The organism is Dokdonia sp. R78006, from assembly GCF_042466145.1.
Taxonomy (GTDB): Bacteria; Bacteroidota; Bacteroidia; order Flavobacteriales; family Flavobacteriaceae; genus Dokdonia.
This window is the reverse complement of the sequence record NZ_JAXHBU010000001.1, coordinates 2,782,364-2,797,327: the sequence shown is the minus strand read 5'-3', so window position 1 is coordinate 2,797,327 and position 14,964 is coordinate 2,782,364. Positions and strand designations below refer to the sequence as shown.

The window sequence follows — 14,964 nt, the reverse complement described above, 5'->3', positions numbered from 1 at the left end:
TTATAGAACCGTGAAAACAACAAACAACATACCGTCTAAAAGAGGTTTTAAAGTTCCTCAAGATTACTTCGACACTAGTCGAGAAGTAATTCTTGATAATATCACTTTAGAAGTATCATTATCTAGCTCAAGTAATGAGCGCTATGATATCCCTGATGGATATTTTGAGAACTCTAAAAATGAAATGCTTGCTACGCTTTCGCGAAAGCTAGAAGAAGAAAGCACACCAGCTCAAAAAACTGCTACTAAAGTAATATCTCTTAAAAGCTATTACTATTCCATTGCGGGAGTTGCGGCTGCCCTCCTACTCTTAGCAAGTATTGTTTGGTCACAACTAGACACAACGGCGGGAATCGAGAGTATTGCTATTGCAGAATATCTTGATGGCGAAGCAGGTGATCTTGAACAAATAGAATTTGCAGATTGGTTATCTGATGATGACATTGATGCACTTCACAACGATATTGCCTTAGACGAATCAGTTATTATAGACTATCTAGATGATCGCACAGATAGCTACCACTTTTACTTAGATTAAATTATGAGACTACTTATAACATTTATAGTTACCATCATGATCACTGCGACTGCGGTAGGTCAAGAGAAAGATAGAAATTCAAAAAAAGAAAGAATACAAGCACTTAAGGTTGCTTATATAACAGAAAAGCTATCGCTTACTCCAGACCAAGCACAAGTGTTTTGGCCTATTTACAATACCTACGGTGAGCGCATGTCTGAGATTTATAGCAGAGAACGTAAAGTACTTAAGGAAACCAGAGATCAATTTGATACTATGGATGAAAGCAGTGCAAAAAACACGCTTGATAACATTCAGTCTTTTGAGCAACAAAAACTTGATGCTAGAAAAGCATTGTTTGTGAGTTTAAAAAATAAGCTCTCTTATAAAAAGACACTTATACTTCTCAAAGCCGAAGGAGATTTTAGACGTGATTTATTACACAAACTTCGTGGTGATAAAGATGGAAAGCGCGATCACAGAGAGCCATAATAACTCTCTTATCTTTTAAAATTAAGCCTTGCTAGTGCGTTTTTTCCTCCCGCATAAGCTGTAGAATCATTTGCAAATCTTACAGTCAAGAAAGGCGCGTCAGATAATTGTTTCCATGAAGCACCTGAGTCACTAGAATATGAAATACCTGTAAATCCAGCTGCAATGATTTCTTTTCCATTTGAGTTAGGAACATACTGAACACAACTTTTATAGCCATCATTTTTACCAGAAGCTGTAACTATCCATGACTTACCACCGTCGCTTGTCATGGCTATATTGTCAATATTATCTTCTGGTGTAGTATAATCACCTCCGTATATAATACCTGTTTTATTGTCATAAAAATCCATGGTATAAGCACCTTGAGTATCTTTTCCTTGAGCTACTGGAACGTTATAAATACTCCAAGAAAACCCTTTGTTTGCAGAGTAGTATATTCTAGACGTACCACCACCGGTAATAATCCACGTCTCGTCACCTATGGTTTTAATATTAGTATTACTAGCAGCAAAAGCTCCTTCTTTTTCTAGTTGATTAGGCAATGATCCACAATCTAGCTTTCCCCAAGTAGCACCGCCATCCCTTGTAACAATAATAGATAAACAACCGTTTACAGAATCTCCTATCGCGATTCCCTCTTCCTCATTCCAGAAAGTCATAGCGTCATAAAAAACACCATCCTGTTGTTCTGTATATACTAATGAAACCTCTTTGCTTGTTCTATCATAACGATATAACAATGCTGGATTTTCAATGGAGAGTATGTAAAAAGCCTTGCTCGTACTAGCTATACTTCTAAAAGCTGGGTTTTTACCCAAAAAGTCTATTCTACCTTTATTAGTTTCCTTAAACTGTGAAGCCATCGCAGCATCTGTAGACTTGGTTTTATCAAGATTCATCTCATAAATACCATAGTGACCGTCGCTACCTGCATACATCACTGCATCGTGAGCTACTTCTAGAGCACGTATACTTGTACTGTCCTGATGTAAAAATTCGATATCCACTTTCGTGAAAACTTGAGCATCCTCAACAGCAGGAGATTGGGTATTGGTTTTTACATCCTTACAAGATGTAATAAGAATAAATAAAATGAAAAAAGTAGATAGAAAACGCATTGTCAAAATTTTAGTAAAAATAGCACTATTACCTAAAGAACCAATACCTTTACACCCTCAAAATAAAGTATGAAATTACACAGAAATTTAGTCTTTGCCGCAGTTGATGCACTAGGGATGATATTTAATGACGGAGAACAAGCTGATAAGGTTTTAAGAAAGGTTCTCAAATTTGACAAAAGATGGGGATCCCGTGATCGCGGTTTCATTGCAGAGACAGTTTACGATATCGTGCGCTGGCAACGATTATACTCAGAAATTGCAGAAGTAAAAGCACCATATAGTAGACCTAATTTATTTAGGTTATTTGCTGTTTGGGCTACATTAAGAGGTATTGAAGTTCCAGACTGGAAACAAATGGAACCTATACCTACGCGTAGAATAAAAGGACGTTTTGACGAACTTTCAAAAATCAGAAAGTACAAGGAGTCTATTCCGGACTGGATGGATGAGATGGGAGAGAAAGCACTTGGTAAAAAATGGGCTTTAGAACTTGCAGCTTTAAATACACAAGCACAAGTTGTACTTAGAGCAAATACCTTGAAGACTACTCCAAAAGATTTAAGAAATACGCTTGCAGATCAAGATATAGATACTCGATTATTAGATGGATATCCAGATGCCGTAGAGCTTGTAGAGCGTAAGAATGTATTTACCACAGAAGCTTTCAAGAACGGTTTCTTTGAAGTGCAAGATGCCTCATCTCAAAAAGTGGCACGTATGCTTGATGTAAAACCAGGAATGCGCGTAGTAGATACTTGTGCAGGAGCTGGAGGAAAAACATTACACCTAGCAGCCTTGATGGAAAACAAAGGGCAGATTATCGCCATGGATATCTATGAAGGTAAACTTAAAGAACTTAAAAGAAGATCTAAGCGTGCTGGAGCGCATAATATTGAGACAAGAGAAATCACCTCAACAAAGATTTTTAAGAAACTATATAATACGGCAGACCGCGTGTTGATTGATGCGCCATGTACAGGACTAGGAACTATTAAACGTAATCCTGATCTAAAATGGAAATTGCAGCCAGAATTTATAGACAAGGTCGTACAAAGACAAGCAGAATTACTAGAAAGCTATAGTAAAATCGTTAAGGAAGATGGTAAAATGCTTTATGCTACTTGTTCTATCTTACCTAGAGAGAATCAAGAGCAAGTGCAAGCCTTCCTAGCTACAGAACAAGGTCAGAAGTTTCAACTTGATAAAGAAGAAACAGTAAGCCCTGCAAAAACAGGTTACGACGGATTTTATATGGCATTGCTTTCGCGAAAGCAATAAAAAATCACCTCAACACTTCTCTTATTTATTATAGAAGAGTTCTGAGAATGTACTTAATGAAAAAGCCTTATTATCGATTGATAATAAGGCTTTTTCTATATGCATATATCTAATGTTATAATTAAAATCTACTGCACTATAATCTTCTTAGTTTTAGTAAATCTGCCCGTTTGATCATTTACTGTTACTATATATACTCCTGACGAAAGGTTAGCTAAGTTCAATAATACTCTAAAACCATCATTACCTCTAGCTATTGCTTTATACGTTAATTGCTGCCCTAGAAGATTAGAAACACCTATATACACTTTACCATCATAATCTGTTGGCAATTGCACATCAAATTGATTCTCTCCTACTGACGTAATGACTAAGTCTGTAGTTCCTTCTAGGAAATCATCAACGCTTAATGTATCATCTATAGTAACCGTATAATCCTGCACCTCCCCAAAACGGAAATCTGAACAAGGATTATTAATATCACCTGGCTCTCCTCCATCGATGGCCTTTGCTCGTAATATATGACTTCCCAAAGGTGCATCTAGTGGAATTACAAGATCAAAACTATCAAGCGTATTTGCTCCTGGGAAAGGAACGCCTTGAATCAATTGTTCTGACTCTTCAAAAATGAAATTATCATTAAAATCAATCCATACCGAGAGCACTTCGATGCCTGCTCCTGCATCATAGTTATGACGCGCCTGAAGTACGTATTCATTTTGACCAGCAACATTACTTAGTGTCGTCTCAAGAGCTGTACGGTCTGCATAACCTTGAGGCCCGTTTGAAGGTTCTGTATTACATCCATCACCACCATCATCTACATTGATAGTGTTTAATATAAATTGTTTGATTCCGTCTGCTTGGCATCCTGCACCATTGGGTTCAGTAGCTCTAGGCATACATGTGTTTATCACTTCTGCAGTTGCTATATCATTTGTAGGGTCTTGATCTCCCACGCCATTAGTTCTAGCTTCTAACTGATACGTAGTAAATGCTGAGATATCTGCTTGTCCTGTAAATGAGAATTCCTCAATCGCTCCAGGAGCGATGGCGCCAGTAAATGTTTCTACTACGGGAGTTCCTCCGTTTGTACTGTACTGTACTTCAAAATCTGACTGCGCTATGGCGCCAAAATTCTTTATACGTATAATCACTGTTTCTTGAGATAAACCTCCAGCCGACTCTGGAGCCCTGATACTTAATACTCCAAGATCATTTTCATATAAGTGCGTTACTGTTTTTACAGCATCATTATTTACTAGAGCTTGATCTGTTACGAGACTAGTCTCCGCAGCTATTACATAAGATTGTCCTTGTATGGACAAATCTGCTGTGGCTATAAATTCATAAGAGCTGTTAGAGTTTGGAGCAATTGGTCCTGCAATTACCTCATTTGCTATCACCACTCCATCCAGGGATAAAGAAATTGGAATAGCTACTTGTGGGTCTGTTCCAAAGTTCCTTACGGTAACTTGAACCGTTTCTGTACTTGTTAGGATTCCATCTACTGGTGAGTCGATAGCAATTACACCTACGTCACTAGTAAATCCATCAGATAACCTAAAAGAAGCTATTTGCGTATCCCAAAAATTGGTTGCCGAGAAATATTCTGCCGTATGCCAAAAAGAAAAGTCATTTGGATCCATTGTTAAATGTGAGTAATCTCCAAAACGATTAGTAAAAGTTTGTATTCCAGAACCTTGTATAATGATAGCTTCACCCAGTGTCATCTCACCAGCAGTATCACCATCAAAACGCCCTGTATAACTGATTCCGATAAAATCACTAGCGCTTCCTATATTAAAGGCTAGTCCTATGTTCCCTTGAGCATCCATTGCACCGCTTCCCATAAAACGACTTTTTCCATCCTCAGGAGCATAAGTTCCTTGCTGGAAAACACTCCATGGTTCTGTATCACTGTTACGCAACTCTGTCCAGCGTATTCCTGATCTATCATTTCCGTCTACATCTACATTAAATGTGATAAGCCATGAATTATGATCTTCAAAACTTCTATAGTTTGCAGCATAAGAAATAACACCTCCTATCATATCTATTTTTCGAGAAGAACCAGGCTGTGCCAGATCTCCCTCTCCAAAATCTGCAAACACAGAATCAAATGGAGCAACAGGAATTTCTAAAGGCATTGATACTGTTGAACTACTAGGTTCGTCAAAATTTACATCTAGCTCCCATACTTTCAAGTGATCTTCTGTAATAGCTCCACCCCAGCCGTCGTCTTGTAAATAAACAATATAACCTGGAGCATCTTCAGGAAATGAGAATCCCGTAAGGTTTGCTGGCTCTGGACTAAAAACAGTTCCCGGATTACGGGTAATTCCTGGAAGATTAAAACCAACTAAAGTTGGGTTTTCTTCTCCAGCGAGCATTGCTGCTCTATCTAATGCATAGGTTGTATTTCCTTGATTTTTATTTGCAGTTAAGTAATATGCATCTGGCCACACTGCATAATGTGGATAGTCTGGAAAGGCATCTAACTGAAATTGATATAAGAAGTAAGCACCTGTAGGGTCTGGAGTTTCTGAAACACCTATTACAAGAATATTATTTAAACTAGCAACATTAGAGGTTTGAAACTGACTAACAAAAAAGCGATCTGCTAGTTGGTCATACATAACAATCGGATCTCCTTCATTTTGCCCGTTTCCTAGAAAATTCCCTAATGCTGTAGGTCCTGCAAGTAGTGTTCCTTGCTTATCATATATATTAATGACACTATTTACTCCTTGTACGTAATGATTAGGCCCCACCGCTCCAGAAGGATCTGGTGGTGTAGCATTAGATTGTGAAGAGTTTCCTCCACCAAAGTTGGCTTCAGTCTCTAGCATCATAAATTGTCCAGTTGTAAACTGCGCAATAGGATCTGCACCCAGCGGTAACGCTTGATCATTAACCTTCTGATTTCCTCGTAGATTATTAGGAACAATAGTAATCTCTGAAACTCCTTGGGATCTATTTGCAGCAATCACTGGTATATCTCTTAAAGCTGCTGTTTTACCAATAAAATTTCCTTTACTAATTTCTGTAGGAGGTAATAACTCCTGCGCAGTTAGATAAGTAGAAAATGTAATTAGTAAAAGAATAAGTAGTTTGTTCTTCATAATCTAGGGTTTTCATTAAAGATAGTGTATTGCTAGTTATTTACAATAGTTAATAACTCATTATAAGAACAAGACAAAGAGATATTATCCTACCTATAATATCAATAAATATTGTAGTAAATTTACGTTCTTAAACAACGCAACAAAACCAATCGGATGATCCACTTCTTTGGAAACCCTCAAGGCACTGTTTACGCAGTACAAAGTACACAAGCATTTACACAAGACGATACCGCAAAGCTGGTATGGCTTTTCGGCAACTCTCATAAAATTGAAGCGTCTCATATTGACGCTTTTTTTATTGGTCCACGAGCTGCCATGATTACTCCATGGAGTACTAATGCTGTTGAGATTACCCAGAATATGGGAATTTCAAATATTATAAGGATAGAGGAGTTTCACGCTTTCGCGAAAGCGGACTCTTCATCACAACAAGTTAACACGAATCCTTTTCCATCTATAGAAGATGCTACAGGCGTGGTTACAGAAAACACTCCTGATTATGATCCTATGATCTCTCAAGAGTACGCAGCTTTAAATCAAGATATTTTTACGGTTAACGTTACTCCAGAACCTATTTTATCTATAGAAGACATTGCCGCATATAATGAGCAAGAAGGTTTATCGCTAAGCGATGAAGAGGTTGCTTACCTTGATGGTGTTGCTGCCAAAATAGGTAGACCACTTACAGACTCTGAGGTTTTTGGTTTTAGCCAAGTCAACTCGGAGCACTGTCGTCACAAAATCTTTAATGGAACTTTTGTTATAGATGGAGAAGAGATGCCTTCTTCCCTATTCAAATTAATAAAGGAAACCTCAAAAGCAACTCCAGGAACAATAGTTTCTGCATATAAAGATAATGTTGCTTTTATAGAAGGACCTAGAGTAACACAGTTTGCTCCAGACACTGCAGATAAGCCAGATTTCTATACAGAAAAAGACTTTGACTCTGTGATTTCTTTAAAAGCAGAAACGCATAACTTCCCAACTACCGTAGAGCCTTTTAACGGAGCTGCTACCGGTTCTGGTGGAGAAATACGCGATAGACTTGCTGGAGGTAAAGGATCACTTCCACTTGCTGGAACAGCTGTGTATATGACTCCGTATTCTAGATTAGAGCAAGAACGCCCGTGGGAACATGGCATGGATGCCCGCAAATGGCTTTATCAAAACCCGATAGACCTACTTATCAAAGCTTCAAATGGTGCTTCAGACTTTGGAAACAAATTTGGACAGCCTTTAATCGTAGGATCAGTTCTTACTTTTGAGCATCAAGAAGACGGTCAGCGTCTTGGGTATGACAAAGTAATAATGCAAGCTGGTGGTATTGGTTATGGTAAACGTGAACAAGCACTTAAAGATACTCCACAAGATGGTGACAAAATTGTAATCTTAGGTGGTGAAAATTATAGAATAGGAATGGGTGGTGCTGCAGTTTCAAGTGCAGATACTGGAGCTTTTGACTCTGGAATCGAGCTTAATGCGGTACAACGTTCTAACCCAGAAATGCAAAAACGTGCTGCAAATGCAGTACGTGGTATGGTTGAGAGTGATGTAAACCCAATCGTATCTATACACGATCACGGTGCTGGAGGGCATCTTAATTGTCTTTCTGAACTTGTAGAAGATACTGGAGGTCTTATCGATCTTGACAAACTACCAGTAGGTGACCCTACCCTATCTGCAAAGGAAATTATAGGAAACGAGTCGCAAGAACGTATGGGACTTGTGATAGGAGAGAAAGATATCGATATGCTACAACGCATTGCAGATCGTGAGCGCTCACCTATGTATGAAGTAGGCGATGTTACAAATGATCACCGTTTTACTTTCAAAAGTAAAACGACAGGCTTAAGTCCTATGGACTTGCACCTAGATGATATGTTTGGGAGCTCTCCAAAAACTATAATGACAGACAAAACAGTTGTTCGTAATTATAAAAACCCAGAATATCAACTTGAGCATTTCCACGATTATCTAGAGCAAGTATTGCAACTAGAAGCTGTGGCTTGTAAAGACTGGCTTACTAACAAAGTAGATCGCTGTGTAGGTGGTCGTGTTGCAAAACAACAATGTGTCGGACCGTTACAAATACCACTTAACAATGTGGGTGTGATGGCACTTGATTATAAGAGTACAGAAGGGATTGCTACTTCTATAGGACATTCTCCAGTTTCTGGTCTTATTGATCCTGTAGCAGGAAGTAAAAACAGTATTGCAGAAGCACTTACAAACATAGTATGGGCACCTCTTAAAGATAGTTTACAGTCTGTAAGCCTTTCGGCAAACTGGATGTGGCCTTGTAAAAATGAAGGAGAAGATGCTAGACTTTATAAAGCTGTAGAGGCAATATCTGCAATGGCAATCAATCTTGGGATTAATGTTCCTACCGGTAAGGATAGTCTCTCAATGAAACAAAAATATCCAGATGGAGATGTAATTGCTCCTGGGACTGTCGTTATTTCGGCAGCTGGAAATTGTAATGACATTAATAAGGTAGTAGAGCCGGTTCTTCAAAAAGATGGTGGTGCTATTTATTATATCAATATGTCTGGAGATACTCATAAACTAGGAGGATCTAGTTTTGCACAAGTGTGTCATACTATTGGTAATGAAGCGCCAAGTGTTGTAAGTGATACCGCTTTCGCGAAAGCGTTTAACACCATACAACAACTTATTAAAGATGATAAAATTCAAGCTGGTCATGATATCGCTAGTGGCGGACTTATCACTACCCTACTTGAACTTTGTTTTGCAGATGTAAACTTAGGTGCAAGCCTAGACCTGACTGCACTTGGAGAACAAGATCTTATCAAGTTACTTTTTTCTGAAAATGCAGGATTAGTATTCCAAGCAGATGCATCTGTTGAAAAAACACTTACTGAAAACGGCGTTACTTTCTTTAAAATAGGAACGGTAACCACCACTGCAGAGCTTACAATCAAAAATAGTGGCGTAGAATTAGGTCTTAACATTGCATCGCTGCGCGATACTTGGTTTAAGACTTCTTATTTACTAGATAATAAACAAACGGCAAATGGTCTTGCAAAAGACCGTTTTGACAATTATAAAGTACAACCATTACAATATACGTTCCCTGTAAACTTTACAGGAAAAAAACCAGTATTAGACACTAATAAAGCTAGACCTAAAGCTGCAATCTTACGTGAAAAAGGAAGTAACTCTGAGCGTGAAATGGCAAATGCGATGTACCTCGCAGGTTTTGATGTAAAAGATGTACACATGACAGATTTAATCTCTGGACGTGAAACGCTTGAGGATATTCAGTTTCTTGGAGCTGTAGGAGGATTTTCTAACAGTGATGTATTAGGTTCTGCCAAAGGATGGGCTGGAGCCATAAAATATAATGAGAAAGCAAACAAAGCGATTAAAAACTTTTTTGCACGTGAAGACACACTCTCTGTAGGAATCTGTAATGGTGCCCAACTTTTCTTAGAACTTGATCTTATAAATCCAGATCACGAAAAGTTAGCTAAATTAAAACACAATAATAGCCGCAAGCACGAGAGCAACTTTACTTCTGTAAAGATTGAAGAAAATAACAGTGTGATGCTATCTACGCTTGCTGGAACTACTTTAGGCGTATGGATTTCTCATGGTGAAGGCAGATTTGATTTACCTATGGGAGCAAGTGCTTATGATATCGTGGCGACCTATGGTTATGAAGGATATCCTGCAAATCCTAACGGATCAGACTTTAATACAGCGATGATTTGTGACACTACAGGTCGTCACCTTGCAACGATGCCGCATATCGAGCGATCTACATTCCCATGGAACTGGGCGCACTACCCTGCTGGAAGCAACGACGAGGTGACTCCTTGGGTTGAAGCCTTTGTAAACGCAAGAAATTGGGTTGAGAAAAACTCATAATATTATATACTTCTAATTACAGAATGCCTCACTTATCACTAAGTGAGGCATTTTTTTTTATAAAATCTTGTAATTGAGTTACATAATATTTCAACGAGTATATAATTTGTAATACTATTTATATATTACCGACTAGGTAGGACAATTTGATTGCAGCTTGTTTTATCTTTAGTTGCACGTATTCAACCAAGTAAGACACTTTTATGCTCTTTAAAAAACTACCAATTATTGTTTGTATATTTTTCTGTTACGCTTTCGCGAAAGCGCAACAAGAGACACCACAATATAAACGTGTAAAAGTATTTTTAAATCAAACAAAAACGCTTGCACTATTAAACCAAACTGGTGTTGCCGCAGACCACGGAATACATAAAGATGGTACTTTTATCATCTCAGACTTTTCATTACAAGAGCTGGAAAAAATTAGAAATGCAGGTTTTCAATTCGAAACAATTGAAGAAGATATACAGAAAACCTATAAAGAACAATCAACACGATCCACCATTGCCACTCGCAATGTAGCTTGTAGCTCTAGTGATGCTGTTGCTTATGAAACTCCTGCAAACTTTAATCTAGGATCTATGGGTGGCTACTTGACGTATCAAGAACTACTCGATGAACTTGATGACATGGCTGGACAATATCCAGACTTAATAACTGCGAGAGCTCCTATAAGTAACTTTCTTACGGAAGGCCTTCCAGATGATGGCGTCACGCCGTCCATAGGAGGAAATCCTATTTACTGGTTAAAAATAAGCGACAATCCTGAAAACGATGAAACCGAGCCAGAAGTACTCTATACATCTATACATCACGCTAGGGAGCCTATGTCCCTCATGCAGCTGGTGTACTATATGTGGTATTTACTTGAAAATTACGATACTAATGATGAGGTACGAGCCATTGTAAATAATACAGAACTCTATTTTATACCAGTTATAAACCCAGATGGTTACTTATATAATGAGCTAACAGATCCTGAGGGTGGCGGACTATGGCGTAAAAATAGAAAGAATGGACATGGAGTCGATAATAATCGCAACTATGACTACCATATTAATGGTAATCCTAACGATGGTAGTTGGGGCGGTCCTGGGTCTTCATCAAATACAAATAACGAGACTTATCATGGTTCGGGTCCATTTTCTGAAGTAGAGACGCAAGCAGTAAAATGGTTTGTTGAGCAGCATGATTTTGTGATTGCTCTTAATAATCATTCTTTTGGCGAGTTAGTATATTATCCTTTTGGCTATGCAGATGTGGACACTTCTGATGATGATTTGTTTCAAGGAATTGGAGGAGCACTTACCTCAATGAATGGTTACAACGCACTTAATGATTTTCCTTTTGCTGGAGACAGTGACGATTTCATGTACGGAACCGTGGGAACTCATGATAAAATTTTTGCTTTCACCCCAGAAATAGGAACCTCATTCTGGCCGCCTGCAAGTACAATAGTAAGTACTTCACAAAATATGATGTTCCTTAATATTACGGCTGCACAAATGGCAGGTAACTACGGCGTACTAGAAGAGACATCCCCTACATTTACAGGGGAGTCTATTTCACTTTCTACTTCTTTTGATGTAAAAAGGTTTTCTGTAGAAAATACAGGAGACTTTACTATTACCTTATCTTCTGTATCTTCTAATATTATTGATGTGGGAGCGCCAGTTACATTATCGAATTTAGCACCATTACAAACTCAATCTGGAAGTATTGCTTATTCCCTATCTACAAATATTGAAGTGGGTGATACTATTGAATTTGATCTAATTATAAACAACGGCCTTTTTGAAAAAGAAGTCCGCGTTAGTAAAATATACGGTAGTACAACACAGATATTTTATACAGATGGAAATTCGCTCGCAGATTTTGAATCTACAAGTTGGGGAACCACGAGTGAAAGCTTTGTTTCACCTTCCTCTTCAATAACAGATTCGCCTTCTGGTAATTATAGTGACAACACTAATAATACCATAGAACTCACACAGTCTTTAGATCTCACAGAAGCAACTACGGCTACAGTAAGCTACTATGCAAGATGGAACATAGAAGATACTTGGGATTATGTACAATTTGAGATTTCTAAAGATAACGGAGCCACCTGGGAGCCGCAGTGCGGTAATTACACAAGTGCCGGTACAAATATTCAACCTCTAGGAGAACCTCTATACGACGGTGTTCAAGATGATTGGATACTGGAAGAAATTAATTTAAGTGATTATATAGGAGAAACTATTAAGGCAAGGTTTAGTTTGCGCACAGATGGCGCGGTAACACGTGATGGTTTTTATGTTGACGACTTATCATTCTCTATAATATCTGGTGAGCAATTACACGTAGATAGTGAACAATTTTCAAAAGCTTTTGAGATATTTCCAAACCCAGTTTCGAATCATCTCAATATACGCACATCACTAGCTTCATATACGACTAGTGTATATAATGTATTAGGTCAAGAAGTGATTACCTCCCTCCAACAAAGTGGAAACTCAACCGTAGACTACAGTGTTTTGCCTACGGGAATGTATTTTTTAAGGCTAGAAACACCGAAAAACAGTGTTATTTATAAAATTGTTAAAAAATAAGTTAAAACGCATCTTAAAGAAAATCAAAGGTATATCGCACTTTGATTAAAAATCCTTTCTCATTTTATGAATATCTCAATAAAAACCGTGCAATTTTTCCTATTTTGTAACACTATATAAAAAGCAATCTATGGAAATTACCAGACTTTTTGATTTTCCTTATTATCAATTGGAAAAATTTAATCTCTCAGACGCACTCAATACCAAGAAAAATGGTGTTTGGGTTGCTACGTCTACTCAAGAATATATCGATCAAGCAAATGCTATAAGTCGTGGTCTATTAAGATTAGGTGTTAAACCTAATGATAAAGTTGCCGTTATCTCTATGACTAATCGCACAGAGTGGAATATTTGCGATATAGGGATTTTACAATTAGGAGCTCAAAATGTACCTATTTATCCTACCATTTCTGAAGAAGACTACGCTTATGTACTTAATCACTCTGAGTCTAAGTATGTATTTGTGTCTTGTAATGAAGTACGTGATAAGGTAATGTCTATAAAAAATAAAGTGCCATCTCTTATTGAAGTGTACTCTTTTGAAGATATTGATAATTGTAAAAACTGGTCTGAGGTTCTAGAATTAGGAGCAGACACTTCTAATCAATCAGAAGTAGATGCGCTTAAGGCTGCAGTAACCACTAAGGATCTTGCTACGCTCATATATACATCTGGTACTACTGGACGTCCTAAAGGAGTAATGCTTTCTCACGAGAATATTGTAAGCAACGCACTAGCTAGTGCGTACCGCCTTCCTCTTGCCGAAACAGGAATGAGAGCATTAAGCTTTTTACCAGTTTGCCACATTTATGAACGTATGTTGATGTATTTATATCAATATAAAGGTGTATCTATTTTCTTTGCAGAATCGCTGGAGACTATAAGTGACAACTTAAAAGAGGTGAAGCCTCAAGTTATGACTGCAGTGCCGCGTTTACTTGAGAAAGTATATGATAAGATTATTGCAAAAGGAGCTGCACTAACTGGAGTAAAGAAAAAATTATTCTTCTGGGCTGTAGATTTAGGTCTTAAATATGAACCATATGGTCAAAATGGCTGGTGGTATGAAAAAAAACTTGCACTTGCTCGTAAACTTATATTCTCAAAGTGGAAAGAAGGTTTAGGAGGTAATCTTGATCTCATAGCTTCTGGAAGTGCTGCGTTACAACCACGACTTGCTAGAATATTTAACGCTGCAGAGATGGGCATCATGGAAGGTTACGGACTTACGGAGACTTCTCCTGTATGTTCTGTAAATGATATGCGCGATGGAGGGTTTAGAATAGGCACTGTGGGTAAGCTGTTACCAGGTGTTGAAGTTAAAATTGCAGAAGATGGTGAGATCTTAGTAAAAGGACCTAATGTAATGATAGGTTACTACAAGGATCAAGAAAAAACAGAAGAGGTATTAAAGAACGGCTATTTCCATACTGGTGATATAGGTCACATAGATGAAGATGGCTTCCTTAAGATTACAGATCGTAAAAAAGAGATGTTCAAAACATCTGGAGGAAAATATGTTGCTCCTCAACTTCTAGAAAATAGATTTAAGCAATCACGTTTTATAGAACAAATCATGGTAATAGGAGAAGGGCAGAAAATGCCAGCTGCTTTAATACAACCTAACTTTGAATTCTTAGAAGAATGGGCAAAAATGAAAAACATAAGCTATTCTAATTTAGATGAGCTTCTCGCATCAGAGCGTGTTCAAGATCGCTACCAGCAGGAAGTAAACGAAGCTAATGAAACATTTGCTAAATGGGAGAAAATTAAAGCTTTCCGTCTTACACATGACGCTTGGACAGTAGAAGGTGGACACCTCACTCCTACTATGAAACTTAAACGTAAGATTATTAGAGAGAACTATATTCATCTCTATAATGACATTTACGATTTATAACATTAAAAAAGGTTGCGCAATGCGCAACCTTTTTTGATTAGAG

The 14,964-nt window shown here is 37.8% G+C and carries 8 protein-coding genes; 6 read left to right on the top strand and 2 right to left on the bottom strand.

The window, feature by feature from the left end; genetic code table 11:
- Window positions 1-10 precede the first annotated feature (10 nt).
- Window positions 11-538: a hypothetical protein gene (locus SJY37_RS12380; RefSeq protein WP_298324954.1), complete on the top strand. Its 528-nt coding sequence runs from the start codon at window positions 11-13 to the stop codon at window positions 536-538.
- A 3-nt stretch (window positions 539-541) separates the two neighbouring features.
- A complete protein-coding gene (locus SJY37_RS12375) occupies window positions 542-1,009 on the top strand; it encodes a hypothetical protein (RefSeq protein ID WP_298324952.1) in 468 nt (155 codons plus the stop codon).
- An 8-nt stretch (window positions 1,010-1,017) separates the two neighbouring features.
- Here SJY37_RS12375 and SJY37_RS12370 read toward each other — a convergent pair whose 3' ends face one another.
- Window positions 1,018-2,130 (bottom strand): oxidoreductase, encoded by a 1,113-nt coding sequence (locus tag SJY37_RS12370; protein ID WP_298324950.1) that lies wholly within the window; start codon window positions 2,128-2,130, stop codon window positions 1,018-1,020.
- 69 nt (window positions 2,131-2,199) lie between these two features.
- Here SJY37_RS12370 and SJY37_RS12365 point away from each other — a divergent pair, with 69 nt between their 5' ends.
- Complete coding sequence (locus SJY37_RS12365; RefSeq protein WP_298324947.1) at window positions 2,200-3,411, top strand: RsmB/NOP family class I SAM-dependent RNA methyltransferase; 1,212 nt, start codon at window positions 2,200-2,202, stop codon at window positions 3,409-3,411.
- A gap of 128 nt (window positions 3,412-3,539) precedes the next feature.
- Here SJY37_RS12365 and SJY37_RS12360 read toward each other — a convergent pair whose 3' ends face one another.
- The gene (locus SJY37_RS12360; RefSeq protein ID WP_298324943.1) at window positions 3,540-6,536 is read right to left on the bottom strand and encodes a GEVED domain-containing protein; all 2,997 of its coding nucleotides are present in this window, start codon (window positions 6,534-6,536) and stop codon (window positions 3,540-3,542) included.
- Between the two features lie 156 nt (window positions 6,537-6,692).
- Here SJY37_RS12360 and purL point away from each other — a divergent pair, with 156 nt between their 5' ends.
- From purL to SJY37_RS12345, 3 genes are all read left to right on the top strand, one after another.
- Complete coding sequence (gene purL, locus SJY37_RS12355; protein WP_298324941.1) at window positions 6,693-10,430, top strand: phosphoribosylformylglycinamidine synthase; 3,738 nt, start codon at window positions 6,693-6,695, stop codon at window positions 10,428-10,430.
- Between the two features lie 203 nt (window positions 10,431-10,633).
- The gene (locus tag SJY37_RS12350; RefSeq protein WP_298324939.1) at window positions 10,634-13,021 is read left to right on the top strand and encodes a M14 family zinc carboxypeptidase; all 2,388 of its coding nucleotides are present in this window, start codon (window positions 10,634-10,636) and stop codon (window positions 13,019-13,021) included.
- Between the two features lie 130 nt (window positions 13,022-13,151).
- Window positions 13,152-14,921: a long-chain fatty acid--CoA ligase gene (locus tag SJY37_RS12345; RefSeq protein ID WP_298324936.1), complete on the top strand. Its 1,770-nt coding sequence runs from the start codon at window positions 13,152-13,154 to the stop codon at window positions 14,919-14,921.
- The last annotated feature ends 43 nt before the right edge of the window (window positions 14,922-14,964 follow it).